The 26,283-nt window shown below is 44.5% G+C and carries 29 protein-coding genes; 2 read left to right on the top strand and 27 right to left on the bottom strand.

The annotated features are described in order from the left end of the window. Positions 1 to 106: 106 nt before the first annotated feature. From NIT04_RS07815 to NIT04_RS07705, 23 genes are all read right to left on the bottom strand, one after another. Complete coding sequence (locus NIT04_RS07815; RefSeq protein ID WP_252502987.1) at positions 107 to 1,075, bottom strand: SpoIVB peptidase S55 domain-containing protein; 969 nt, start codon at positions 1,073 to 1,075, stop codon at positions 107 to 109. 99 nt (positions 1,076 to 1,174) lie between these two features. Then, entirely contained in the window at positions 1,175 to 2,875 is a 1,701-nt protein-coding gene (gene recN / locus NIT04_RS07810; protein ID WP_252502986.1) for a DNA repair protein RecN, read from the bottom strand. A 32-nt stretch (positions 2,876 to 2,907) separates the two neighbouring features. Beyond that, positions 2,908 to 3,357 (bottom strand): transcriptional regulator AhrC/ArgR, encoded by a 450-nt coding sequence (gene ahrC, locus NIT04_RS07805; RefSeq protein ID WP_252502985.1) that lies wholly within the window; start codon positions 3,355 to 3,357, stop codon positions 2,908 to 2,910. 43 nt (positions 3,358 to 3,400) lie between these two features. Next, positions 3,401 to 4,222: a TlyA family RNA methyltransferase gene (locus NIT04_RS07800; RefSeq protein WP_252502984.1), complete on the bottom strand. Its 822-nt coding sequence runs from the start codon at positions 4,220 to 4,222 to the stop codon at positions 3,401 to 3,403. Next, on the bottom strand, positions 4,219 to 6,120 hold the full coding sequence (gene dxs, locus NIT04_RS07795; RefSeq protein WP_252502983.1) for a 1-deoxy-D-xylulose-5-phosphate synthase: 1,902 nt from the start codon (positions 6,118 to 6,120) through the stop codon (positions 4,219 to 4,221). Before dxs ends, NIT04_RS07800 begins: the two co-directional genes overlap by 4 nt. 130 nt (positions 6,121 to 6,250) lie before the next feature. Further along, positions 6,251 to 7,135 (bottom strand): polyprenyl synthetase family protein, encoded by an 885-nt coding sequence (locus tag NIT04_RS07790; RefSeq protein ID WP_252502982.1) that lies wholly within the window; start codon positions 7,133 to 7,135, stop codon positions 6,251 to 6,253. Then, a complete protein-coding gene (gene xseB, locus NIT04_RS07785) occupies positions 7,128 to 7,370 on the bottom strand; it encodes an exodeoxyribonuclease VII small subunit (RefSeq protein ID WP_252502981.1) in 243 nt (80 codons plus the stop codon). Before xseB ends, NIT04_RS07790 begins: the two co-directional genes overlap by 8 nt. Continuing rightward, positions 7,371 to 8,726, bottom strand: coding sequence for an exodeoxyribonuclease VII large subunit (gene xseA, locus NIT04_RS07780; protein WP_252502980.1), 1,356 nt, complete (start codon positions 8,724 to 8,726; stop codon positions 7,371 to 7,373). A 106-nt stretch (positions 8,727 to 8,832) separates the two neighbouring features. Further along, positions 8,833 to 9,708, bottom strand: coding sequence for a bifunctional methylenetetrahydrofolate dehydrogenase/methenyltetrahydrofolate cyclohydrolase FolD (gene folD / locus NIT04_RS07775; RefSeq protein ID WP_252502979.1), 876 nt, complete (start codon positions 9,706 to 9,708; stop codon positions 8,833 to 8,835). A gap of 19 nt (positions 9,709 to 9,727) precedes the next feature. Further along, a complete protein-coding gene (gene nusB / locus NIT04_RS07770) occupies positions 9,728 to 10,108 on the bottom strand; it encodes a transcription antitermination factor NusB (RefSeq protein WP_252502978.1) in 381 nt (126 codons plus the stop codon). 113 nt (positions 10,109 to 10,221) lie between these two features. Beyond that, positions 10,222 to 10,623, bottom strand: a complete 402-nt coding sequence (locus tag NIT04_RS07765) for an Asp23/Gls24 family envelope stress response protein (protein WP_252502977.1) — start codon at positions 10,621 to 10,623, stop codon at positions 10,222 to 10,224. An 80-nt stretch (positions 10,624 to 10,703) separates the two neighbouring features. After that, entirely contained in the window at positions 10,704 to 12,050 is a 1,347-nt protein-coding gene (gene accC / locus NIT04_RS07760; protein ID WP_252502976.1) for an acetyl-CoA carboxylase biotin carboxylase subunit, read from the bottom strand. Positions 12,051 to 12,064: 14 nt separating this feature from the next. Continuing rightward, positions 12,065 to 12,583, bottom strand: coding sequence for an acetyl-CoA carboxylase biotin carboxyl carrier protein (gene accB, locus NIT04_RS07755; RefSeq protein WP_252502975.1), 519 nt, complete (start codon positions 12,581 to 12,583; stop codon positions 12,065 to 12,067). A gap of 145 nt (positions 12,584 to 12,728) precedes the next feature. Further along, the gene (locus tag NIT04_RS07750; protein WP_252502974.1) at positions 12,729 to 13,268 is read right to left on the bottom strand and encodes a SpoIIIAH-like family protein; all 540 of its coding nucleotides are present in this window, start codon (positions 13,266 to 13,268) and stop codon (positions 12,729 to 12,731) included. Beyond that, positions 13,255 to 13,677, bottom strand: coding sequence for a hypothetical protein (locus NIT04_RS07745; protein WP_252502973.1), 423 nt, complete (start codon positions 13,675 to 13,677; stop codon positions 13,255 to 13,257). The genes NIT04_RS07750 and NIT04_RS07745 overlap by 14 nt, the downstream gene beginning before the upstream one ends. A gap of 67 nt (positions 13,678 to 13,744) precedes the next feature. Then, positions 13,745 to 13,912, bottom strand: coding sequence for a hypothetical protein (locus NIT04_RS07740; RefSeq protein ID WP_252502972.1), 168 nt, complete (start codon positions 13,910 to 13,912; stop codon positions 13,745 to 13,747). 8 nt (positions 13,913 to 13,920) lie between these two features. Further along, positions 13,921 to 14,820 (bottom strand): stage III sporulation protein AE, encoded by a 900-nt coding sequence (locus NIT04_RS07735; RefSeq protein WP_252502971.1) that lies wholly within the window; start codon positions 14,818 to 14,820, stop codon positions 13,921 to 13,923. A gap of 15 nt (positions 14,821 to 14,835) precedes the next feature. Next, a complete protein-coding gene (locus NIT04_RS07730) occupies positions 14,836 to 15,234 on the bottom strand; it encodes a SpoIIIAC/SpoIIIAD family protein (protein WP_252502970.1) in 399 nt (132 codons plus the stop codon). Continuing rightward, positions 15,213 to 15,422, bottom strand: a complete 210-nt coding sequence (locus NIT04_RS07725) for a SpoIIIAC/SpoIIIAD family protein (protein WP_060209461.1) — start codon at positions 15,420 to 15,422, stop codon at positions 15,213 to 15,215. The genes NIT04_RS07730 and NIT04_RS07725 overlap by 22 nt, the downstream gene beginning before the upstream one ends. A 131-nt stretch (positions 15,423 to 15,553) precedes the next feature. Next, complete coding sequence (gene efp, locus NIT04_RS07720; RefSeq protein ID WP_252502969.1) at positions 15,554 to 16,111, bottom strand: elongation factor P; 558 nt, start codon at positions 16,109 to 16,111, stop codon at positions 15,554 to 15,556. 22 nt (positions 16,112 to 16,133) lie between these two features. Next, on the bottom strand, positions 16,134 to 17,192 hold the full coding sequence (locus tag NIT04_RS07715) for a Xaa-Pro peptidase family protein (protein ID WP_252502968.1): 1,059 nt from the start codon (positions 17,190 to 17,192) through the stop codon (positions 16,134 to 16,136). Then, positions 17,189 to 17,635, bottom strand: coding sequence for a type II 3-dehydroquinate dehydratase (aroQ, locus tag NIT04_RS07710; protein WP_252502967.1), 447 nt, complete (start codon positions 17,633 to 17,635; stop codon positions 17,189 to 17,191). The genes NIT04_RS07715 and aroQ overlap by 4 nt, the downstream gene beginning before the upstream one ends. A gap of 75 nt (positions 17,636 to 17,710) precedes the next feature. Continuing rightward, positions 17,711 to 18,127 carry a hypothetical protein gene (locus tag NIT04_RS07705; protein WP_252502966.1) on the bottom strand — a complete coding sequence of 139 codons (417 nt, stop codon included), beginning with the start codon at positions 18,125 to 18,127 and terminating at the stop codon, positions 17,711 to 17,713. 177 nt (positions 18,128 to 18,304) lie between these two features. On the opposite strand from NIT04_RS07705, the gene NIT04_RS07700 reads away from it, so the two are divergent. After that, complete coding sequence (locus tag NIT04_RS07700; RefSeq protein WP_252502965.1) at positions 18,305 to 19,288, top strand: DUF1385 domain-containing protein; 984 nt, start codon at positions 18,305 to 18,307, stop codon at positions 19,286 to 19,288. A 42-nt stretch (positions 19,289 to 19,330) separates the two neighbouring features. On the opposite strand, the gene NIT04_RS07695 is transcribed toward NIT04_RS07700, so the two are convergent. Together NIT04_RS07695 and NIT04_RS07690 are read right to left on the bottom strand one after the other, a co-directional pair. Then, positions 19,331 to 21,892, bottom strand: a complete 2,562-nt coding sequence (locus NIT04_RS07695) for a vitamin B12-dependent ribonucleotide reductase (RefSeq protein WP_252502964.1) — start codon at positions 21,890 to 21,892, stop codon at positions 19,331 to 19,333. A 168-nt stretch (positions 21,893 to 22,060) separates the two neighbouring features. Then, entirely contained in the window at positions 22,061 to 22,930 is an 870-nt protein-coding gene (locus tag NIT04_RS07690) for a biotin/lipoate A/B protein ligase family protein (RefSeq protein ID WP_371922510.1), read from the bottom strand. A gap of 73 nt (positions 22,931 to 23,003) precedes the next feature. On the opposite strand from NIT04_RS07690, the gene NIT04_RS07685 reads away from it, so the two are divergent. Continuing rightward, positions 23,004 to 23,381, top strand: a complete 378-nt coding sequence (locus NIT04_RS07685; RefSeq protein ID WP_252502962.1) for a rhodanese-like domain-containing protein — start codon at positions 23,004 to 23,006, stop codon at positions 23,379 to 23,381. A gap of 59 nt (positions 23,382 to 23,440) precedes the next feature. Here NIT04_RS07685 and gcvPB read toward each other — a convergent pair whose 3' ends face one another. Continuing rightward, the gene (gene gcvPB, locus NIT04_RS07680; protein WP_252502961.1) at positions 23,441 to 24,922 is read right to left on the bottom strand and encodes an aminomethyl-transferring glycine dehydrogenase subunit GcvPB; all 1,482 of its coding nucleotides are present in this window, start codon (positions 24,920 to 24,922) and stop codon (positions 23,441 to 23,443) included. Next, positions 24,915 to 26,261 (bottom strand): aminomethyl-transferring glycine dehydrogenase subunit GcvPA, encoded by a 1,347-nt coding sequence (gene gcvPA, locus NIT04_RS07675; protein ID WP_252502960.1) that lies wholly within the window; start codon positions 26,259 to 26,261, stop codon positions 24,915 to 24,917. Before gcvPA ends, gcvPB begins: the two co-directional genes overlap by 8 nt. Positions 26,262 to 26,283 lie beyond the last annotated feature (22 nt).

Genomic DNA, 26,283 nt, shown 5'->3' with positions numbered 1-26,283 from the left:
ACAATCCTCTACTTTTCTGAAAAATGAAGCTAATGTACCACTGTTTCGTCATTATTCGACGAAATACAATAAAAAAACCGATCCTTATTAGGATCGGTTTTTTTCATTATCGCCTTTCACCGTCTCTCATCGTAACTAAGAACAAGCCTGCACCTTTTTTCGGTTCGTCGACAAACATATGGGTTACCGCGCCAACAAACTTTCCATTTTGAATGACTGGACTCCCACTCATGCCTTGTAAAATTCCACCTGTCGCTTCCAGCAACTTGGCGTCGGTTAAAATGAAATGAAACTGTTCATCCTCAATGTCAGTGATACGGATGGAGAACTTTTCGACTTCCGTCCCTTTTACTGTAGTAAAAATTTCCGCTGCCCCTGCTTGTAATTCCGTGGGCTGCATAATTTCGAGTGGTTCAGCTAACACTTTCTTATAGGCATCGTTCCACGAACCGAATATTCCGTAAATTCCATTGGTTTGGATTGTGCCTAGATACTGTTCATTATCTACAATTGAGGAGATTTTATAACCTGGAGTGCCTGGTGTGCTTTTCTTGATCTGTTCAATTTCTGAAAGGTAAATTGCGCCATGTTTGAAAGGCGGTGGAGATTTCAAGGAGCTGTCAACGATTTGATGGCCGAGGGCTCCATAAGTGCCTCGATGGGGATCGACATAAGTCAATGTTCCGGTTCCTTCAGTTCGGTCTTTAAGGAAGGGAAGGAGACGTTTTACAGCATCTCTTTCCGCCAACACTTCGACCGACGCGCCTTTTCGGCTAATATTCATGTGGATTTTCTCTTTTTTTTCTTTCGCCATGACTTTTTCGAAATCGCTGAGACTGATGATGTTTGTCCCATTGAGACGGATAATGGAGTCGCCCGCCTTTAACCATTGCTCATTGTTGACCAGTACGTCATTCGTGACGAAAATACCCGACAAATCCATTTGAATACCAATTGAATGCCCCATCGGAATGAGCCGCTCATTGGATGAAGCGGAAATATCATTTTGGAACGGCAAGAAAGATATTAGCGTGGCAAACGAAGCGGATAACATCAGTCGTTTACTCCATCCCATAGTTCACCTCCTCGGCTGAAAGATACTATTGGTATGTCCGTTCAGGTGAATCTTATGAAAGGTTAAATCATGAAAAAAACGCATACATGAAGTATGCGCCTAATTGCGGAAAGATATTTTCCGTTCGTCCGCCATTGTTAATAGTTCATCTGCATGTTGCAGCGTAAGTGTAGTAATTTCCGCACCCGACAACATCCTCGATAATTCCTTTGTTCTATCCATATCAGCAATCTCAGCGACAGCTGTCGTTGTCCGGTTCTCCTTCACTTCTTTCCTTATGAGCAAATGATGGTCAGCCATGGCAGCCACCTGCGGAAGATGCGAAATGCAAAGCACTTGAGAATGAGTGGCAATCATTGCGATTTTATCTGCAATGGCTTGTGCAACTCGTCCACTGACGCCAGTGTCGACTTCATCGAAAATGATGGATGTAATTCCTTGGTGCTTAGAAAAAATTGTTTTTAAAGCTAACATGATCCTCGACAACTCGCCTCCGGAAGCAATTTTTACAAGGGGCTTTAATGGCTCACCCAAATTTGTCGAAATGAGGAAGACTACATCATCAAAGCCGTGACTGTCAAAACTGTTGGATGCTTTTCGATTGATCGATACCTTAAAGGTGGATTTCTCCATATGCAATTCTTTCAATTGCTGCATGATCGCTTTCTCTAAGTGAAGAGCTGACTCTTGCCTGATAATTGACAGTTCATTCGCTTCCACTTCCAAATCTTTTTCAAGTTGCGCAAGCTTTTCCTGTTCTTGGCCAAGCCTTTCATCCCGATTGAGTAACTGGTCAAGATCGTCTGCAATCTTTTCCCGATAAATGAGGATATCCTCTATCGTTGCTCCGTACTTCCGCTTTAGAGAAACGAGCATCGCAAGCCGATCTTCGACAATTGGCAATCTCGTCGGATCGTATTCCATCCTGTCAATAATACTTTTTAATTCATGAGCAGTATCCTGCAATGAGTAGAAACTGCTTGAAACGACTTCGGAGTGTGATGCCAGTTCCTTGTCAATTGACGCAGCATCTTCCAGATCGCTCATTGCGGAACCAACCCAGTCCAATGCATGATTATCGCCACTGATTGACTCGTAGGCTGTGTTCAACCGTTCGAAAATCCTATGGAAGTGTTGAAGTTTCAGCTTTTCCTCTTCAAGCTCTTCTTCTTCACCGATAACGAGTTCAGCATTGTCGATTTCCTTTAATTGAAATGAATAGAGATCGATACGCTGCGCTACTTGCTGTTCATTCTCTGTCGCCGTTTCAAGCCTGCGTTTCAATTTCGTGTATTGATTGTAAATATCAAGATAGTTACGGTGCGCTTCGGCTAAAGACGATCCGGCAAATTGATCTAACAGATGGATATGCCGCTTTTCAAGCATCAGTTCTTGATTATCATGTTGCCCATGAATATCTATCAATTGGGAACCGATTTCCCTTAAACTCGCAATCGTCACTAGTTTGCCATTTACCCGGCAAGTCGTTTTACCATTGGCATTCAAATCGCGTCTCAATATGATACTGCCATCCTCGCATTCAATGCCGAATTCAGAGAGTTTCTGGAAGACAGGATGATCCTCGTCATCAATCGTGAACATCCCTTCCAATTCCGCCTTTTTTGCTCCATGGCGAATGAATTCCTGAGAGCCCCTCGCACCAGCAAGGAGCTGAACCGCATCAATGATTATGGACTTGCCGGCACCTGTTTCACCAGTCAGAACAGTCAACCCTTCGTCAAAAGTAACTTCGAGATGCTCGATTATGGCAAAATTATGAATGGAAATTTCACTTAACATTCAAATACGCACCTCCTTCAGCGAACCTCAGCTCAAATAAGGGCCAATAGCCTTGATTTCACTTCGACTGTTAAAGACTCTTCTCTGCAAATAATCATGCATGTATCATCTCCGCAAATCGTTCCAAGCATTTCATCCCAACCCAAATTATCAACGAGAGAACCTACGGCATGCGCATTTCCCGGCAATGTTTTCAAGATGATGAAATGGCTTGCGCTATCAATGCTCACGAAGGCATCAGTCAACATTCGACGAAGCTTTTCTTCCGCATTGAATTTATGGACTGGCGGAAGACTATATTTATAACGGCCATCGGGCAGAGGCACTTTGATAAGATGCAATTCTTTAATATCGCGGGAGACTGTCGCTTGTGTCACGTCGGCTCCAGCATTTTTCAATTTCTCGACAAGTTGATCCTGAGTCTCCACTTCCTCATTTGTAATGATATCCCGGATTCGCAGATGCCGTTGTCCTTTATTCAATACAATCACTCCCATGGTTAATATTCACACCTTTCTTTTGGAATCACGTCAATGCTTCATATGCTTCGGTGATCAATGTACCGAAAGCCGATTCATCGTAAGGATTGACTGGATCTGCTTCCGATCGCAAATGGAATAAGAACTCGATATTCCCTTCTCCCCCTGTCACAGGAGAAAAGGAAATGCCACGTAATGAAAAACCATTCACTATAGATGATTCCGCTATCTTTTGCAAAACCTCCAAATGGACAGCCCTTTCCTTAACAATCCCCTTTTTTCCCACTTTGTCTTTTCCAGCCTCGAATTGAGGCTTAACAAGTGCCACAACGTCTCCACCGGCAACAATTATTTGCTTCAGTGGAGGCAGTATAAGCGTGAGTGAAATGAAAGAGACATCAATTGTGGCCACTTGTGGTGTCCCTTTCGTGAAATGTTCGGGAACCGCATGTCTGAAATTGGTTTTCTCCATGACGGTCACCCGCTCGTCACTTCGTATTTTCCAGGCAAGCTGGTTTGTTCCGACATCGAGTGCATAGCAATGTTTTGCTCCATTTTGCAGGGCGCAATCTGTAAACCCGCCTGTTGACGAGCCGATGTCCAATACTATTTTCTCTTCGACGGATATATCGAACACTTCGAGAGCTTTTTCAAGCTTTAAGCCGCCACGGCTCACGTATTTCAACGCAGAGCCTTTCACTGATAGCGGTGCGTCGACCTTAATCTTCTCACCAGGCTTGTCCATTCTTGTTTCAGCTGAAAACACGATTCCAGCCATAATGGAACGCTTCGCCTGTTCCCTTGTTTCTACTAACCCTCTTTGGACAAGAAGTACATCGACGCGTTCTTTTTGTTGGCCGTTCGTCATACGATCTCCCTTTCAACCTTGGGGAATCCTTTAACCGCTCGCTCCATCGTCCTCACTACATTCTCTTCAGTCAAATCAATTTCCTCAAGCAACTTATCTACACTTCCATGCTCGATGAAATCATCTGGAATCCCGAGACGACTAATGGAAACATTTGAAGAGACGTCATGTGCATATTCTATGACAGCACTGCCGAACCCGCCAGCCAATGCCGCTTCTTCTATCGTTACTATCGGTTTTCCAGTGCTAAATAGCTGGTCGAGCATAGCTGTATCCATAGGTTTGATGAACCTTGCGTTTATCACTTTTACATGAATGCCTTTCTTCGCAAGCGTTTCAGCCGCATCCAATGCCATTGGAATGGTCGCTCCGAATGTCAAAATCGAACCGTCCGAGCCTTCACGCAATACTTCCCATGTGCCAATAGGAATCGTTTTCAACTTCGCATCCATCACTACGCCAAGACCATTTCCTCGCGGGTACCTCATGGCGATAGGACCATCATTGTATTCCAATGCAGTCTTTACCATATGCTGACCTTCGTTTTCATCTTTCGGCATCATAATGACAAGGTTTGGCATATGTCGTAAGAATGAAATATCGTACACACCATGATGGGTTTCACCGTCCGCCCCTACAAGACCTGCACGATCGATTCCGATGAATACATTTAACTTCTGTCTCGTAATGTCATGTAGCATCTGGTCATACGCACGTTGCAGGAATGTCGAATAGATCGCCAAAAACGGTTTCATCCCTTGGGTAGCCAAACCAGCTGCCATTGTTGTAGCATGCTGTTCAGCAATTCCTGTATCAAAGAAACGATTTGGGAATTCAGCTGCGAAGGACTCCAGTTTTGAACCTACCGGCATAGCTGGTGTAATGGCAGCAACCCTTTTGTCTTCTCGAGCGATTTTCCTAACGGTTTCAGCAACTAACCCGCTCCACGATGGGGCCGTTGTTGGGGATTTCAAGAAAGCTCCCGTTTCGATCTTATAAGGTCCCGTTCCATGCCAAGTCCCGATCTTATCATCTTCAGCCGGCCTGTACCCTTTTCCTTTTTTCGTCAGTACGTGAAGTAGGACAGGTCCTTCCACCTTTTTGGCATACTGGATATTCCGTTCCAAATCATTAAAATCGTGGCCGTCGATCGGACCTAAATAAGTAAATCCGAGCTCTTCGAAAAACACGCCAGAAACAAGCAGATATTTTAAACTATCCTTCACCCGCTCAGCGGCTGCCGCCACTTTTCCACCGACTGCCGGTATTTTTTTCAGTATATATTCCAATTCGTCTTTTACGCTATTGTATTTTCCAGCTGTCCTTAACTTGCCTAGAACATCATGCAGCGCACCAACGTTTGGAGCAATCGACATTTCATTGTCATTTAAGATGACAATCATATTCGTTTTCAGGTGACCGATATGGTTCAAGGCTTCCAAAGCCATACCGCCCGTTAATGCACCATCGCCGATGACCGGGATGACATGGTTCGAATCGCCTTGCATATCTCTTGCAGCGGCCATCCCTAAAGCGGCGGAAAGGGACGTTGAGCTGTGCCCCGTCTCCCAAACATCATGTTCACTTTCCGACATTTTTGGGAAGCCGCTTAAGCCCTTATACTGGCGGAGTGTGCCGAATTGTCCAGCACGACCCGTCAAAATTTTATGGACATAGGCTTGGTGCCCGACATCCCAGATGATTTTATCTTTCGGGCTGTCGAAAAGCTTATGCAACATCATTGTCAATTCAACGACACCTAAGTTCGGTCCAATATGACCACCTGTCACAGACAGATTTTCAATTAAAAAATTCCGGATTTCTTTTGCCAATTCCGTCATTTGTTCTTTATCAAGATTTTTTAAAAAAGACGGATTTGTAATCTTAGTGAGATCCACTTCTATCACACACCTTCATAAATTGATTGCCGCGTTAGTCTAAGTAATGTTTTCATTATAACAAGAAGGCTCTACAATAGGAACTATTGGACCATTCTCCGGATAACCGGCGTTTCATGCCAAAGGAAAATCATGCATTTCTTTGGACGATATAATCAGCAAAAAGTTTTAACATGGAGTTTTCCTTCTGTAAGAAAGCTAAGCACTCGACTGCTTCACGGTGATATTTTTTAAGTTGCTGTTGTGCACCCTCAAGTCCCAAAAGAGAAGGATACGTAGACTTTTCGCTAGCAGTGTCGCTATTCGCTGTCTTGCCAAGTTGTTCAGTCGTTGAGGTGACGTCCAATATATCGTCCTTGATCTGGAATGCCAACCCAATATTTTTCGCATATTTACGTAGTTGCGACAACTCGTCTTCCTGTGCATCGGAAAGAATTGCACCTGCTTCAATACAGAATGATAATAAGGCACCTGTCTTATGCATATGAACTTCTTCAAGTTCAGGGAGAGACAAGGCTGCTGTTTCCCCTTCCATATCTAGAATTTGGCCGCCGACCATGCCATTTGCGCCTGAAGCATCCGCCAGTAGAGAGACTAGGCGGATGGCCTGCTCTGGTTTCGTCTGCTCCAAGGAAGCCAATATCCCAAATGCTCTTGTCTGAAGCGCATCTCCGGCGAGAACGGCTGTCGCTTCCCCATATACTCTATGATTCGTCGGCTTACCCCTTCTGAAATCATCATCGTCCATGCAAGGCAAATCATCGTGGATGAGAGAGTATGTATGGATGAGCTCAACTGCACATGCCACTTTAAGTGCATCATCGGATTTCTTATCGAAATCGTCTAGAACCGCTAAGACGAGAAGAGGACGGATTCTTTTACCGCCTGCATTCACCGAATAGAGCATGGATTCCTTCAAGGACGAAGGTGCTTTTTCGAATTCAATCAAATGATTCAATTCGGCATCGATTAACGGCGCTTTTTCTGAAATGAATGTCTGCAATCGTTTATCCATTTGAATCCCGACCTTTCGATGGATCGAATGGAGTGGCCTGGCCATTGTCGTCAATAATTGAGATTAGCTGTTTTTCAGCGTCCTGTAATTTTCCATGGCAATAAGCGGAAAGCTCCATTCCTTGTTTGTATAATTTGATGGCGTCCTCTAAAGGTACGTCACCGGATTCCAATTTTTGAACAATGCCTTCCAACTTCGACATCGCTTCTTCAAATCGAAGTGTTTCCTCGCTCATTTAGTTTTCCTCCTCATCCTTCATCTTGATCGACTTAATTTCCGTTTCCACAGTTCCGTCTTGTAACCGGACGAGCAACGTTTCACCGACATCGAGACCGTTAACGGAATTTGCTACATTTCCATCTTTATAAACAATTGAAAATCCACGTTCCATGACCTCCAGTGGATTTAGCGCTTTCAACATCCTGACTGCCGAACCGAATTGATCGGACTTGTTCCGCAAATTATTTTGCATGGCCCTCGTCGTTCTTTCGGTCAAAATCATTACGTTTCGATTTTCTTCTTTTATGCGCTGAAGCGGGGAATAAAATGAGAGCATCCTGTCCAACCGGGCATGTTCTGCTTTTCTATTCGCGGTCAGTTCATTCCTGCTCCTGAGGAGTCGATCATCCAAGCCACTTAGCTTTTCTGTGAAAGGTCTGTAGAGTCTTTCCGGATACTGTAACGGATAGGATTGCTGATATGTTGTCAGACGTTTACGTTCATGTTTGATTTGATTCGAAAATGAGACGTAAATCGAACGCTTACGTTCCAAAATACGCTCAAATAATTCTTCCCTCGAAGGAACAGCAAGTTCGGCGGCTGCAGTTGGTGTCGGCGCCCTCATATCTGCGACGTAATCTGCAATTGTCGTATCCGTCTCATGACCGACTGCGCTAATAATTGGAATTCGACTAGAAAAAATCGCTCTTGCAACTGCCTCTTCATTGAAAGCCCACAGATCTTCTATGGATCCGCCGCCACGTCCGAGGATTAATACATCGATTGAACCATGTGATTCCGCGAGCTCCAACGCTCGTAGGATGGAAGGCACGGCCTGTGGACCTTGCACGATTGCCGGAAATAGGCATATATCAGCTAACGGATACCGCCGTTGCAATGTAGAACAGATATCCCGTATGGCTGCACCGGACTGGGCCGTGATGACACCGATTTTCTTTGGCAAAGCTGGCAAGGGCTGTTTCCATCGCATATCAAAAAGTCCTTCTTTCGCCAGTGCCTTCTTCAATTGTTCATAAGCGAGATATAACGCCCCTACACCATCCGGTTGCATCGATTGGACATATAGCTGGTATTGTCCGCTTGATTCGTATACATTCACATCTCCTGTTATCAGGACATTCAACCCTTCTTCCGGCTTGAACTTCAATGATCCTGCAGCCGAACGGAACATAGCGGATTGTATTCTGCTTTTATCATCCTTCAACGTAAAATAAATATGCCCGCTTGGATGAATTTTCACGTTGGAAAGTTCACCTTTCACAAATACATTTCTCAAATATGGATCGGCTTCAAATTTACGTTTTATGTATTTTGTTAATGAATGTACAGAGAGATACGTATTTTCACTCAAAACTTCACCCCCCGGAGTTTCCGACGTATAGAAACGCTGTCTTTCTTGTGAAAAACAGCGTCCCTCGATTCTTATAGATGACTAGTAAAAGTGACCCGGACCCAGATTACTTATTATTATCGCGCTTGGCTTGTTGGCATGCCATTTCAGCGCTTTGCAATGTATTCTTCAATAGCATTGTTATCGTCATCGGTCCGACACCGCCTGGAACCGGCGTGATGGCAGAAGCGATTTCCTTCGCCTTCTCAAAATCTACATCACCGCATAACTTTCCGTTTTCATCTCGATTCATACCGACATCAATGACAACTGCACCGTCTTTAATATGTTCGTCCGTCACGAATTTCGCGCGGCCGATGGCAACGATTAAAATGTCTGCCTGCTTCGTAAATGACGGCAAATCCTTCGTTCTTGAGTGGCAATATGTAACTGTGGCATCTTCTTGAAGAAGCAACTGACCCATCGGCTTCCCGACGATGTTGCTTCGTCCGATAATGACAGCGTGCTTTCCAGCGATTTCTATGCCGGCACGCTTTAGCATTTCCATAATTCCATATGGGGTACAAGATAGGAATGTTTCTTGTCCGATAATCATTTTACCGACGTTTTGAGGATGGAATCCGTCCACATCCTTGCGAGGATCGATCGCTTGAATGACGAGATCTTCATTGATATGATCCGGCAATGGGAGTTGGACTAAAATTCCATGGATGGAGTCATCGTTATTCAATTTATCTACATGAGCCAACAATTCCTTTTCAGTCACCGTTGCAGGCAATCTGATCAGCTCCGATTTCATGCCTACTTCCACACTGGACTTTTCCTTGTTCTTTACATATGTTTGGGATGCGGGGTCTTCCCCGACGAGGATGACTGCAAGACCCGGTTTACAGCCTGATGCTTCTAGGATGCTTACCCCTTCTTTTATTTCTCCTCTGAGCTCTTTGCCAATTTCAACGCCATTTATTAATTTTGCGGTCATCCCATTTTCCTCCAACGTTTTATTTTTCCTCGAATTTTGATAGTACTCCGTTTACAAAACGGCCTGATTTTTCATCTCCAAATTGCTTACATAGCTCGACAGCTTCGTTCAATATGACTTTATGGGGTACATCTTCATGATATAGCAGTTCATAGACTGCCAATCTCAGGATTGTCCTTTCGATTTTCGGCAATCTGTCGAGCGACCAATTTTCAAGCTTGCTTGAAAGTTCTTTGTCCACTTCGTCACGGTGTTCAGTCGTTCCTTTGACGAGCGATTCATAGAAAGGATCGATCGGCCGCTCCACTATATAAGTGATCGCTTCCTCAATCGACATTTCTGTATTATCCAATTGGAAAAGTGTTTGAACCGCCTTTTCGCGTGCTTCTCTTCGTTTCATTCGTTTGTCTCCTCCACTACTGTGTCTCTTGGGCTTTATCATAGCATATTCAGTTGACGAAGATATAGCAGGACAAGTTGAAAAGCACCATCCAATGGACGATGCTTTTCAGATCATTCTGATTCGGCGGACGTGTCGAAATCAATGCCGGTTATATGGACGTTCACTTCTTCCGTTTCAAGTGAAGTCATATTGTAGACAGCATGACGGATCTGTCTTTGGATCTCCGTTGCTACAGCGGGGATCGAGTGGCCATATTGGACGACGCAATAAACGTCAATGATGAGTTTATTGCCAGTCCAATCCGTCTTGACCCCTTTTCCATGGAATACTTTGCCGAACTTTTCCGCAACCCCGGTTGCGAAGTTGCCTTTTGTCGTTACGACCCCGTCGACTTCGTTCGTTGCAATGCCGATGATGACTTCAAGCACTTCGGGAGCCAATTGTACGCGGCCTAAAACCTCGTCTCCCTTTGAACTCTTCCCTGTGAATGAAGGATTTGCCTTATCAGCCATTCCACTTCTCCTCCCTTATATGCATTACTTACTCCGGATTGTTTGTGTCCAACCCATCTAAAAAATGCCGGTTCCTTCACTTATTCCATAACTGTATGCTTCTCGAGGAACTTCGTATCAAAATCACCAGACTTGAAAACTTCGTGGTCCATCAAATTCAGATGGAAAGGGATTGTCGTATCGACACCCTCAATGATGAATTCGTCAAGTGCCCGTTTCATCCTTGCAACTGCTTCTTCGCGCGTATCAGCATGAACAATCAGCTTCGCCACCATGGAATCGTAGAATGGAGGAATCGTATATCCAGTATACATCGCAGAATCGACCCTGACTCCAAAACCGCCCGGCGGCATGTACATTGTCACTTTTCCGGGTGAAGGCATGAAGTTTTTCGCTGGGTTTTCCGCATTGATCCGACACTCGATCGACCAACCGTTAATCTTGATATCCTTTTGACGATAAGCTAACTTTTCACCCGCTGCGATCTTCAATTGCTGTTGAATCAGATCAATTCCGGTAATCATCTCGGTTACTGGATGTTCCACCTGAATACGTGTGTTCATTTCCATGAAATAAAATTCCTGGTTGATATGATCGAAGATGAACTCGACCGTCCCAGCGCCTCTGTAGTTAACTGCCTCTGCAGCTTTGACAGCGGCTTCCCCCATCTTTTCGCGCAGCTTCGGTGTAAGGGCTGGCGAAGGGGCTTCCTCAACAAGCTTCTGCATCCTTCTTTGAATGGAACAATCGCGTTCCCCAAAATGAATCGTATTGCCATGCTTATCTGCAAGCACTTGCACTTCAACATGCCGGAAAACTTCAATATATTTTTCAAGATAGACGCCAGGGTTGCCGAATGCCGCCGCAGCTTCCTTCTGTGTGATTTTTATGCCCTTAGCCAGTTCTTCTTCATTTCTGGCAACCCTGATCCCTTTACCGCCTCCGCCAGCAGTCGCCTTGATGATGACCGGGAAGCCGATCTCTTGTGCAACTTTCAGGCCTTCGACTTCATCAGCGACAATACCATCAGATCCCGGGACAATCGGAACGCCAGCCTGTTTCATCGTTTCCCTAGCTACGTCTTTAGTACCCATTCTTGAGATTGCATCAGCAGTCGGTCCAATGAATTCGATATTCACTTCTTCGCATAGTTCTGCAAAGCTTGCGTTTTCCGCAAGGAACCCATACCCAGGATGGATTCCATCACAACCTGTCAATTTAGCGATGCTAATAATATTGGAGAAATTCAAATAGCTGTCTTTCGAAAGTTTCGGCCCGATGCAATATGCTTCATCGGCCAGTTGGACATGAAGTGCCTCCCGATCCGCTTCCGAATAGACGGCAACTGTTTCAATATCCAATTCTCTGCATGCCCGGATAATCCTTACTGCTATTTCTCCCCGGTTAGCTATTAATACTTTTTTCATTTTTGTATTCCCCCTCACTTCTGTTTGACAAGGAAGAGAGGCTGTCCATATTCAACCAATTGACCGTCTTCCACTAAGATCTCCACAATTTCTCCTGAAACTTCCGCTTCGATTTCATTGAAAAGTTTCATTGCCTCAACAATGCAGACGATTGAATCCGCTTTGACGGAATCCCCTTTTTGAACGTAAGGATCCGCTTCCGGAGATGAAGACTGGTAGAATGTCCCAACCATCGGTGACGTTATTTTATGCAATGAAGGGTCGTTTGCAGCTGCAGATGAATCTGTTGAAGACTCCTTGTTCTCTTGTTCTGCAGGTGCTTGCTCGGACTGCTCTTTCTTCGTCTCTTGGACAGCCGGTTGAACTTGCTGAATAGGCTCCTCTTTTCGTTGTTCAACTTGAACGGGATGTTGAAGAGCGCTATTTCCTTTTTCCAGCTTTATTTTTGTTCCTTCTGATTCGAATGTGAATTTTTCAATTGAAGATTGATCGATTAATTTAATGATTTCACGGATTTCTTGAATTTTCAACATGACAATTCTCCTGACTCATATTTATTTACGTACCTCCTCCCTATTTTAGACGTTTTTCATCCATAATGAAATAGATATACTGGATTTACTGTGAAATAGAGCAAATTAAAAAAGAAAAAGACCCATTTAGGGCCTCGAATAAGCATTATTCCATAAAGTCGACTTGGACGGTGCGTGCATCTTCCCAGCTCGTCAATACGTATTGTGTAATTTCCGCAGCCATTTTTGTAGAATGTCCACCATCTTCTGCGATTACAGATACACTCACTTTGCTACCATCTTTACGTACAAACGCTTCTGGATAGCCTAGCGCCTTTAATTGAGTTTCCATCAATACTTCAGCAGATGTACGTTTAGTCAGTTCTGCCATTTCATCATACGCCGCGCTTTTTTCTTCAACAGTTGTATCAGGAGAAAGCACTTTTGATTTCAATTGATCATTCAAGGTGCTTCGCTCATTTTGGACTTGCATTCTCATTTCTTCAAAGTACATCGAGTCGGCATAGACAGTTTTCGTTTCGCCTTCAGCATCTCCCGGCTTGGAAACGGTCACTGCATCATTATCGCCAAATATCGCCATGCCATCTAAACTCATCGGTGCTTCCTTCTTCAGATAGTAGATTGAGATCACCGCTACAAGACTTAGTAAAGTCAAGAACCATACTGTTCGTTTATTCGCTTTCAACGTGTATCCCCCTTTTCATTTCTTCGACGACTATCCGATGTTCAGGCAATTGAAGAACCGTCGACAAGATTCGCGTCAATTCGTTTTTCGTTCTAGGATTGTCCGCCCCTTCTGCAACGACTAAAACTCCTCGGAGCGGATTCTCTTTTACCGATGAGGAACCAGAGCCCGAAAAATAACCGGATAATGGGCTTGGCTCTTCTGATTGATCGTAATGGAAGTGGATGAACACTTCCCCAATCCCTTCTATCTTCATCAATGCTTGTTCAAGCTGTGCTGCTTCCCGGCTCTCCTCCCCTTTCCCTTTCTCCCCTCCCATCGAACCAATCGTCGAATTGATGAAAATGATGAAGAGCGCAAGCAGCGTTCCGATGAAGAGCATATGAACTTTTCGTTTTGATTTTTGCATATGATCACCATTTCATCCCTTCAAGACGGATATGGTTCGTGTTATCTATGTTGCATATTATGCTTGTTCAGAACAAGCTATGACCAAAAATTCTCGTGATGGAATGAATGATCCAAATTCCCATTGCCATCTTTACGAGTGGAAGAAATTCCTGCTCCTGTTCTTCGGGAAGCAATAATAATAAAATGGAGGACAATACAGTGATGAATAAAACGCCAGTCAAAAACTCTAGCATGCCATCCCTCATTTCACTGCAGTAATCAATTTGACAAGGATGACAGTAAACAGGGCCGTATAAATGAATGCAAACGCTACGAGAAAGGAGACGGCGCAAAGGACGAATAACGTCTTCCCGATATCATCAAGTATGCCTGTAATATCCTCGTTGGCGAATGGTTCGATAAGTGCAGCTGTCCAGCGGTATAAAAAACCGGTCAACAGCGTCTTCAACGTAGGCAAAAGAGCTACTGACCAAATTGTGACGATGAGCCACGCCCCGATAAAGACGCTTGCGCCCGATGAATAACGCCCGATCGCGCCTAAACTGTCCGTCATGAAGGAACCGATGAGAGGGACGTTTTGACGGATCAATTCTTTGATCGGTTCGCTCGTCACACCTGTCAACGCCCAGGATATTGTTCCTCCCGCTGTGATGAAGATCGAATAAGCTGCGACAAGAGCTGAAACAAGTCCAATTAAAGCGCTTCGTAGCAAGTCCGCCATTTTCGTAAAAGGCATCGCGGGGTGATATCTTGAAACGATGTCAAACAACATCGCCGCAGACAATATCGGGATTAGGATCTTATCCGAGAGGATCACTGCACCGTTTGCAAACAATAGCATGGCAGGCTGAAAATTCAGCATGCTGAATGAGCCACCGGATGCTAAGATGCTTGCAGTCAATAACGGATAAATGGAAATGAACATCGTCGCAATCGTCTGTGTTACGGTTCGAATCATTTGCAGATGCTCATATGCAGGATATAGGACGACGGTGAGCACGATGAAAAACAGAAAAGTTCTCGTCCATCTGGTAAACGAAGGAAATAGGAAATCTAGCACTAACGCCATGAAAGTTGAGATGATGACAATAATGAAACTGGATAGGACTGTCCCGATTACGGATTCGAGCATAGGTATCATGGATTCTTCATCCGATCATTTAATAATGAATTTAGAGAGCGTTTCGAGCAGCATTGATAACTGTGGAAGCCAAAGTGACAAAATTCCAATTTTAATAGCTACGTGTGCAATCGTTGCAATAGATTCATATCCCGCTTCAGACACATGTTTCACAATCATCTCGGAGAAATAAAACAAAAAGACGCTTCCTATCAATAGTTTGGCATAGGATCCTGGCAATGGTTCAAACAGATGCATGAAGGTTTTTCCGAAAGGTATGATGATCGTCAGACCGACATACGACAGAAAAAAGAAGAAAATAGCTGCATATATGATCGGCTGCAAGCTCTTGGAAGCGAAGGACACGATTAACAGAAGGAGGTAAATCACGACAAGTTGAAAAAGCGTAACCATTAGAATGCCAAGGACAGCCATTGAAAGAACTCGGCAATTTCCGAAAAGAAAATCCTAAGGAAACGGAGCATTTCGGCGGCTATGTAAATATAGGCTACGAAGAAAAGGAAAAATGAGAACTCCTTCTTACCGGTCTGTTCAAAGAAAACATGAAGAAATCCGATGACTAATCCAATTCCGGCAATGCGCAATAAATCATTCAATTCCATTTCGGGATCCCCCTTCATGAACAACTTATGAAAGGGTGAGGGGAAATATGATGGACATTCGAATTGAAAATATTTACTACTACACAAAAAAACACCCCGCTCCCATAAAGGAGTCGGAGTGTAAATTTGTATTAAGCCCTTGAAACGTATTCGCCTTCTTCTGTGTTGATGATCAGTTTATCGCCAACGTTAACGAAGAATGGAACTTGGACGACGAGACCGGTTTCCAATGTAGCCGGTTTCGAGCCGCCGCTCGCCGTGTCGCCTTTAATGCCTGGCTCAGTTTCGGTCACTTCGAGAGTGACGGTTGCCGGAAGTTCGACGCCAAGGATTTCATCTTTGAATGAGATGATATGAACTTCCATGTTCTCTCTCAAGTAGTTCAATTCCTCTTCGATTTGTGCAGAAGACAATTCAATCTGCTCGTATGATTCGTTGTCCATGAAGACATGGTCATCACCGTTCGCATACAAGTATTGCATGCGACGGTTGTCAATTTGCGCCTTTTCGACTTTCTCGCCTGCACGGAATGTCTTTTCATTCACATTACCTGTACGCAAGTTGCGTAGTTTTGAGCGGACGAATGCTGCGCCTTTTCCTGGCTTGACGTGTTGAAAATCGATGATCCGCCAAATGTCCCCTTCAAATTCGATTGTAAGACCTGTTTTAAACTCGTTTACAGATATCATGCTTTTTCCTCCATTATGTTCGTTATAGGATGATTAATTCTTTAGGTGAATGCGTCAAACGGACGTTGCCGTCTTCAGTGATTAGTATATCATCCTCAATACGGACGCCGCCGATGCCAGGAAGGTATATGCCCGGTTCAACAGTTACGGCCATATTCGGCATAAGAACCGCTTCCGAACGGAATGATAATGCCGGACCTTCATGAACTTCCAAGCCGATGCCATGGCCTGTCGAGTGTCCGAAGGCATCCCCATAACCTTTCGACTTGATGTAGTCTCGGGCAATTGCATCCGCTTCTATTCCTGTCATACCCGGTTTAATCTTTTCCAAAGCCAGTTCTTGCGCCGCAAGGGTCACTTCGTAGATTTCCTTCATTTTTTCGGAAGGCTCTCCAACTGCGACAGTTCGGGTGATGTCTGAAATATATCCATTGTATAGTGCCCCAAAATCCAATGTAACCATTTCTCCAGATTGGATCACTTTCTCAGAAGCGACGCCATGCGGCAAAGCACCACGTTCCCCCGAAGCTACAATTATATCAAAAGAAGATGAAGCTGCACCTTGTTTTCTCATGAACATTTCAAGTTCGTTTGAGACTTCAAGCTCAGTTACACCCGGTTTGATGAAAGTGCAAATATGCGAAAATGCATCATCCGCAATTTTCGCCGCTTGTTTAAGGACTTCAATTTCATCAGCCGACTTCACGAGACGAAGCTTTTCTACGATGCCAGATACCGCTTTCAGTTCCGCATCCACTTTGTCATTATATAATTCGTACGTGCCAAATGAAACATTATCTTTTTCAAAGCCAAGTGTTTTAATTTTCATCTGATCCACTTGGTTTGCGACTTCCTCGATGATCGTTTTTTCATGCTTTACGATGCGGAATCCTTGCACTTGCGTAGCCGCCTGTTCCGTATACCGGAAATCGGTGATGAATACTGCGTCCTCAGCTGAGATGATTGCAACACCCGCACTTCCTGTAAATCCGGTCATATAACGTCTGTTATTTGGATTCGTCACCAATAGAGCATCTAATCCGTGTTCTTTCAATGCTTCCCTCAATTTTGACAGTTTCATAGCTTTACCCCTTTTCTTCGGAGAAGGAAAGCCCGGAGTGCAAGCTCATAGCCGCTTGTGCCAAAGCCTGACAACTGCCCGATGCACACAGGTGCGAGCATTGAAGTTTGTCTGAATGGTTCCCGACTATGTATATTCGAAATATGGACTTCGATGACCGGTACATTAACAGAAGCAATTGCATCCCTTAGTGCTACACTTGTATGTGTATAAGCCCCAGGATTGAAAATGATTCCGTCACACCCGGTATCCTCGGCTTCATGGATTTTATCAATCAATGCGCCTTCTACATTCGACTGATAAAAAGAAATATCCACGAGTTGCTCTTGAGCGATTGATTGCAGATTGTCTTCAACATCCGCCAAAGTCTCCGCACCATAAATCCCAGGTTCCCTTTTGCCTAGCCGATTCAAATTCGGTCCATTCAGAACAAGCAGTCTCACAGCTACACCATTCCCCTCACCATTTTCTTCCCCATTTTATCATATCGTTCCAATGGCGCAACCTATTTATATATGTCATTCGAAAGTTTTCTTCATATAAACAGCGGTACCCGTAATGAATCTGCTGACGATCGCAATAATTGAGATAAATGGAATGGACAGCTTTTTGACACCTTCTGTAAACGTCTGTGGCGCATAAATGATCCATTCAATAGCGATAGCTGCGATAATGCTCACAGCGATGGCTGTTATAGCTGGCGGAATGTTAGTCGTCGCCCTCGATATAGCATAAAATAATCCGAATACGATAAGCAAGATGATGAATAAGATTGCCCACTTCCAACCTTCATCGGATGAACCGAATAATAACCATTTTTCACCCCATCCGACCGGTGACCATTTTATAAAATTGAAAAAATGCAGGAATTTCAATGCCCCTGTTGTGAATAATGTTGCGATGATTGTCGTCCATATCATTGTTTTATTGAACATCTCGACTCCTCCTTATGATGAGTGTCGGAAATTAGGGTGTTTTTTAAACCTTAATGGTGGAGTCGACAACCATTTTTTTGTACAATATTAAGATAAGTTATTTGCTATAATGTTTATAGAGTTGGTTATTTTTCGTAATATGCTATTTACTTGATAAGAGAAGGTGTTGGTTAACCCATGTCTAAAAAACAACAACCGCCGGCATACGGTGGGCAAGCGCTCATTGAAGGCGTAATGTTCGGCAGCAGAAATCATACCGTGACAGCCATTCGGCGAAAAGATGATTCCCTCGATTATTTTTATGTTCCAAAAGAGCAAAAGCCACTATCGATGAAGTTGAAAAAGATACCTTTTGTACGTGGAATTGTCGCTTTAATCGAATCAGCAGGAATCGGTTCCAGACATTTGACGTTTGCGAATGAGCGATACGATGTCATGCCAGGTGAAGAAATAGAAGAGAATGGCGAAGAAACATCAAAGCTTGCCATGGTGATCGGCGTCGCGGCTGTCGGCGTACTTTCATTTTTGTTCGGTAAATTCGCATTTACGCTCGTACCAGTCTTTTTAGCACAAATGCTAGATTTCATTGCTCCGGGAAAGACAGCTCAAATTTTGCTGGAAAGCTTTTTTAAACTTTCGTTGCTGTTGTTGTACATTTCCCTTATTTCTATGACGCCGTTAATAAAGCGCGTTTTCAAATATCATGGGGCTGAGCATAAAGTGATCAATGCTTTTGAAAACAGACTTCCCCTTACCGTTGAGAATGTCCAAGCGCAGTCCCGCCTGCATTATAGATGCGGAAGCAGCTTCTTGTTGTTTACAGTGATTGTCGGGATGTTCATCTATTTTCTAGTGCCGACAGATCCTTTATGGCTAAGGATTGTCAACAGAATTTTATTAATTCCTGTCGTGATCGGGATATCTTTCGAAGTATTGCAGTTTACGAACAGCCTTCGCAATATCCCGGTATTGAAGTATCTAGGTTATCCCGGATTATGGCTCCAGTTATTGACGACGAAAGAACCTGATGATCAGCAGGTGGAAGTGGCGATCGCTTCTTTCAATAAGCTGTTGGAAATTGAAGAACAAGGAATTGAGAATGTCGATATTTTGAAGTCGACAGATGAGAATATGAAAGAATCGACTGTTCCAGTGAATTAATAAAAGGAAGTGCCCCCTATTGGGAGCACTTCCTTTTTTAAATTATAGACCACATTTCAACTGCGCATTACAGTTCGTGCATGTGTTGCAACCGCCCATTTCTTCGACAGTTCCTTGTCTACATACAGGACATGTGTCGCCGACTTCTGAACCGATTGTGACGTTGGTCGAACGCAAGTCCTGAATCGTATTAACGAGTACTACTTTTCGTTGTTCAACGACCTCTTCAACATAATCAGAGTCCATTTCATTCTCTTCAGCTTTCAGCGTCAGCACTTGCGAGTCACGGCTGCCGTCGACATACACAGTACCGCCTTTCGCTCCGCCTTTATATAGACGCTCGTAGACGCTTTCTACTTGCTCGACAGTATAACCGCGAGGCGCGTTTACTGTTTTAGAGATTGAGCTGTCGATCCAGCGCTGGATGATGCATTGTACGTCTGCATGTGCTTCTGGCGCTAGGCTCATTGATGAAATGAACCATTCAGGAAGGTTATCCGGATCTGCTTCCGGATGACGTTGTAAATATTCCTCTACGATACCCGCTTTAACCTCGATAAATTTCCCGAGACGTCCACTGCGGTAATACGTGAAGGAGAAATACGGCTCAAGGCCTGTTGAAACGCCAACCATCGTTCCAGTGGATCCCGTCGGAGCAACGGTTAAAAGATGGGAGTTTCTGATGCCGTGTTCCAAAATCGATTGGCGGATATCTTCCGGCATTTTTTTCATGAAGCCAGTATTAATAAATGCTTCACGAAGGGCTTTCGTTTCCTCATCTGTCTTGCCGATGAGGAACGGGAAGCTTCCCTTCTCTTTTGCAAGCTCAATTGATTCACGGTAGGCTGTTGTCGCAATCGTTTCGAATACTTTATCTACAAGTTCGTTGCCTTCTTCTGATCCATATTCTTTTTCACAATAGATCAGTAGGTCGGCAAGACCCATGACACCTAGTCCTACGCGACGCTCGCCGAGGGCTTGTACTTTATTTTCCTCAAGGAAATAAGGTGTTGCATCGATAACGTTGTCCTGCATGCGGACACCGACACGGACAGTTTCTTTCAATTTTTCGTAGTTTACAGTTTTTGTTTCTTTATCAGCAAACTCAGCAAGGTTTACAGCAGCTAAATTACAGACACTATAAGGAGCAAGTGGCTGTTCCCCACACGGGTTTGTCGCTACGACTTGCTGGCCGTATGCTTTAGCGTTCGTTTCTTTGTTTGCATTGTCGATAAAGAAAATGCCAGGCTCTGCGGAGTACGTTGCACAAATGTTAATAAGATCCCATAGTGCACGTGCTTTGATTGTCCGGTGGACACGGACTTCATATCCAAGACGTTCCCATTCACGCACGTCCCCGACCTTATGCCACTCCTCATTATACGCTGCCATTTCCTCAGGGGAATATTTTTCAACTGCAGGGAATCGCAGCTCATAATCCGCATCCTGCTCCACAGCTTTCATGAAATCATCTGTCAATGTAACAGAAATGTTAGCGCCAGTGAGGAAATCGGGATTGTGTACAGAGTAAGTCCCACCGTCGCGTAATTTCGTCTCCGCATCTTTCAAGATGGCTTCATTGAAGCCGCCCATTCCTGGGATTGTGCGATAGTTGAGAATTCCTTGGTACATCGCTTCCTCGTGCGCAGTAAGCGGTTTGAATTTCAGTTTTTCATTTGCTAGCTTCTTAATCATTTCGTCTTCTGTATGTTCCAGAAGATAACGTAAGATCCTTGGATTTTGCATCTTTGAGATGATGAATTCGCAAATGTCAGGATGCCAGTCCGCCAACATGATCATTTGAGCTCCGCGTCTAGAGCCGCCTTGTTCGACAAGATGTGTCAATTTCGCGATGTCATCGAGCCATGATACTGAGCCGGAAGATTTCCCGTTGACGCCTCGAGCAAGCGTGTTACGAGGTCGCAATGTCGATCCGTTTGTACCAACGCCGCCACCACGGCTCATGATTTCCATTACCTGTTTACGGTGATCGGAAATCCCTTCACGTGAATCCGCTACGAACGGCATGACGTAGCAGTTGAAAAATGTCACTTCTGTATCCGATCCAGCCCCGTATAATACACGGCCCGCTGGAATGAAGTTCAGTTTGGAGAGTTGATCGTAGAATTTGTCGAATGATGCCTTCCGCTGCTCTTCAGTCTTTTCGACAGATGCGAGCCCTGTCGCATTCCGTTTAGCGATCTGTTCATAAAATACTTCTAGCGGCTTTTCGATGACATCAATCGGTCTTGTAATGATTCCTGTTTCCTGATTTTCGGGATTATCGATTGCACTGCGGTATTCTTTTTCAATCCAAATATCCGCTTTACGATTCTCTTCATCAATCGCTGTGATGAAACCTAGTCCCCTCGCTGGGAACTTCGGATCCTCCTTTACCGTCAGGACGACGAAATCACCGACTTTCAGTGTTTTCTTTTCAGTATCCTTGAACGAATATCGATCGATCATGACGAGCCGGGATACCCCGCTGTGTTCGATTTTCATGTCTTCTGTAATTGGATGCACTTGCGGGAATTCGGCAATATCCGCATTCAACCGCGCCTTGTCCAGAATTGGTTCCTGATGCTTTGAAACAATTACCATTAACGCATCCTCCTTCTGGTATATTTTTATCAACACAACATGTTGTGTTGTTTCTATTCCCTAATCTACTACATATTGAAACCCGTATCAATGATAAGATTTTGAACCAAAAAAACCGAAGTTGATATTATGCGGTTTAACGCGAAAAATAATCCGAAAGTTCCAGTCTCATTTTCTAAACGTCCAGTCTTTATTCGCATATTTTTTCTGTTCAATCTCTTGTACAAAAAGGAGTTGCTCTTCAGTAAGTTCCATCGGTTGAAGAACGATATCCAATGCTGTTTCAAAGCCTTTTGCAAAAGCCACAACACATTCCTCCACGGAGATGGAACGATTGGTCAATCGATCGATGGCGACCGCTTTTTCAGGCAGGCTACGACGCATCCGCTCCCGACTTTCCTCGGAATCGAATTTGAACAAGGATACCAGTTTGTCCTCATCCAGACCTAAAAGAATTGCGCCATGCTGTAAAATTACACCCTTCTGCCGGGTTTGAGCGCTCCCCGCCACCTTTTTCCCTTCGACGACGAGTTCATACCAGCTTGGCGCATCGAAACAAACAGCGCTTTTCGGTCTTTTCAAGTTATCGTTCTGTTCTTTCGACACGGGCAATGAAAATTCGGCATGCAGACCGAGGTTGCGGAAGCCTTCCAAAAGACCGCCCGAAATGACCCGATACGCCTCTGTGACGGTTTCCGGCATACCAGGGTATTCTTCTGTTACGATAACGCTATATGTAAGTTCATGCTCGTGCAGGACGCCTCTTCCACCGGTCGGTCGACGTACAAAACCGAGTCCGTGCTTTTCGACCGCTTCCAAATCGATTTCCTTTTCGACCCTTTGAAAATAGCCGATCGACAAAGTAGCCGGCTCCCATTCATAAAAACGAAGCACGGGACCGATTTCTCCCCTGCTATGCCATTCCAAAAGCGCTTCATCTAGCGCCATATTGTATGATGGAGAACATTTTCCTGAATTAAGAAAACTCCAAACCGTCTTTTCCAAATCACTTACCCCCTTACCCGCAATGCATATCATTTTATCATTCCCATTGAACAAGTGCTACTCATTCTTTATAATGGAACTATAGAAAGAAAGGGGAAAATCGGTTGTGGATTATTATATTCTTGGAGCAGTTATACTCGCCATCATTTTGTATTTCGTCATTATGATGTTTCGTGTCAAAAAAGCAGTTACAAATTTAACACAGGAGCAATTCATCGAAGGATACCGAAAAGCGCAATTGATCGATGTGCGTGAACCGAAGGAATTTGAGGCGGGTCATATTTTAGGCGCCCGCAACATCCCGTATTCACAGTTCCGTCAACGCTTTAAAGAAATACGTCCGGACAAGCCGGTCTATCTTTATGATCAGAACGGCGGGAAGAGCTCACGAGCTGCTATGTTCTTGAAGAAAAGGGACTATACCCAACTCTATCAATTGCAAGGCGGATTCCGAACATGGACAGGCAAAGTGAAAAGTAAATAATCGTCCGAATAGACAAAGGAGAGACCCGGTTACAGGGCCTCTCCTTTCTTTATTTCATATCAAGCATGCACAGGCTCTTCTTCTTTTTTTGTATACCTCAACACCGGTTGACGTGCCGCTTTCGTTTCATCAAGGCGGTTGATAACCGTCGTATGAGGCGCTTCCTGTACGATTTCAGGATTCTCTTCGGCTTCCTTCGCAATTTGGATCATAACGTCGATGAATGAATCAAGCGTCTCCTTCGATTCCGTTTCGGTAGGCTCAATCATGATTGCCTCTTCTACATTCAACGGGAAGTAGATTGTAGGTGGATGGAATCCGAAGTCGAGCAGCCGTTTCGCCACATCCAATGTACGGACGCCCAATTTCTTCTGGCGACGGCCTGATAATACGAACTCATGCTTACAGTGCTGCTTGTAAGGCAGGTCGAAATAAGGCTCCAGTTTGCGCATCATATAGTTTGCATTCAATACCGCGTTCTCCGTGACAGCTTTCAAGCCATCTGGACCCATTGAGCGGATATATGTGTACGCACGCAAATAGATGCCAAAGTTGCCATAGAATGGTTTGACGCGTCCAATTGATTGAGGAACGTTGTATTCGAATGTATAACGGTCATTCTCTTTTACAAGAATCGGTTTTGGCAAGAATGGTGCCAATTCCTTCGTTACACCGACAGGACCAGATCCTGGGCCGCCGCCGCCGTGAGGGCCTGTAAATGTCTTATGCAAGTTCAAGTGCACCGCATCAAAGCCCATGTCCCCTGGACGAGCTTTGGCCATGACGGCATTTAAGTTTGCACCATCATAATATAATTTTCCGCCTACACCGTGTACAATTTCAGCCATCTGAAGGATATCTTCCTCGAAGAGGCCAAGTGTATTCGGGTTCGTAAGCATAAGGGCCGCCGTATCCGAGCCGACCTTCGATTTCAAATCATCAATATCGACAAGTCCGTATTCATTTGACTTGACTGTTACTGTGTCAAAACCTGCGACTGTAGCGGAAGCAGGGTTTGTACCATGCGCGGAATCCGGTACAAGCACTTTCGTACGATGAGATTCCCCGTTTGCTTCGTGGAATGCACGGATCATCATAAGAGCAGTCCATTCACCATGCGCACCCGCAGCTGGTTGAAGCGTCACTTCATCCATTCCGGTAATTTCTTCAAGGTGTTCCTGTAGGTCATACATCATTTCCATTGCACCTTGAACAGTCGATTCATCCTGCAACGGGTGAATGTTCGCAAACCCAGGGAATCTTGCCACCGCCTCATTGATTTTTGGATTATACTTCATCGTACAAGATCCAAGTGGATAAAAGCCGGTGTCTACCCCGTGGTTACGGTTGGACAATGCTGTATAATGACGCATAATATCAAGCTCAGAAACTTCTGGAAGCTCAGGAGATTCCTCTCTAAGAAGGCCTTCCGGCAAATGGCTTGAAAGATCGATTTCAGGTACATCTAGCTCTGGCAAGCTATAGCCGATCCGGCCTGCTTTTGTAATTTCGAAAATGAGCGGTTGGTTATCTTTATGCATGAAGGGCCTCCATTTCCTGCACAAGTGCATCGATTTCTTCTTTCGTACGCTGTTCCGTGACGGCAATCAATACATGGTTGGAAAGCTCAGGGTACGTCAATCCAAGATCATATCCGCCGATTATTCCTTTTTCAAGAAGCTTCGCATTCACTTCTTTAACCGGCTTCTGAAGTGCCACGACAATTTCATTGAAATGAGCTCCGCCATATTTCACTTCAAAGCCAGCTTTCTCAAACGCACTTTTCGCATATGCCGTTTTTGCTATGTTTTGGTATGCGATTTCCTTTGCACCAGCTTTTCCTAAGGCGGTCATTGCAACTGAAGCTGCAAGAGCATTCAATGCTTGGTTCGAACAAATATTGGATGTCGCTTTGTCACGTCGGATATGTTGTTCACGTGCTTGAAGTGTCAGTACATATCCGCGTCTGCCTTCGCTGTCAGTAGTTTCCCCTACCAATCTTCCAGGCATTTTCCTCATCAATTTTTTTGTAGTTGCAAAGTATCCGCAATGCGGACCACCGAATTGTTCGGATATGCCGAACGGCTGCGCATCACCAACTGTAATATCCGCGCCCAATTTGCCTGGTGGCATCAATACACCTAGTGCTAGCGGATTCGCCGATACGACTAACAAGCCGCCTTTGTCATGAGTAATGTCCCCAATTTTTTGGATGTCTTCTACCTGGCCGAAGAAGTTCGGGTACTGGACGAGAACTGCTGCTGTATTATCATCGAGCAACTCCTCAAGCAATTCCACATCCGTTACACCATCTTTATGAGGAATTGTGACAACATCGATAAATTGACCTGCCGCATAGGATGCCACTACATCCCGCGCTTCAGGATGGACCGTTTCGGAAACGAGGATTTTCGTGCGGCGTGTATGTCCTGCCGCCATCGTTCCAGCTTCCGCCAGTGAAGTACCACCGTCATACATTGATGAGTTGGCAATGTCCATTCCTGTCAATTCACAAATCATTGTTTGGAATTCGAAGATGGCTTGCAGTTCCCCTTGTGAGATTTCAGGTTGGTACGGTGTATAAGCTGTATAGAATTCAGAACGCGAGATGACATGATCGACGATGACCGGCTTATAGTGATCATACACGCCTGCTCCGAGGAAAGATGCATATGTGCGTGCATCCGCGTTTTTCGCTGCAAGCTGCGCAAGCTCTTTCATCAATGCCGATTCGGATTTGGCTTCCTTAATATTCAACTCGCCTTTAAAGCGAACCTTTTCAGGAATATCATCAAATAGCTCATCAACCGTCGCAATTCCGATTGCCGATAGCATTTCTTTACGATCCGTTTCCGTCATAGGAATATAACGATGCTTCATATCAACATGTCTCCTCTTCATT

This window comes from Sporosarcina sp. Marseille-Q4943, assembly GCF_943736995.1.
GTDB lineage: Bacteria > Bacillota > Bacilli > Bacillales_A > Planococcaceae > Sporosarcina.
Note: the sequence above shows the minus strand (reverse complement) of the source record. Positions and strands in the feature narration are given on the sequence as shown.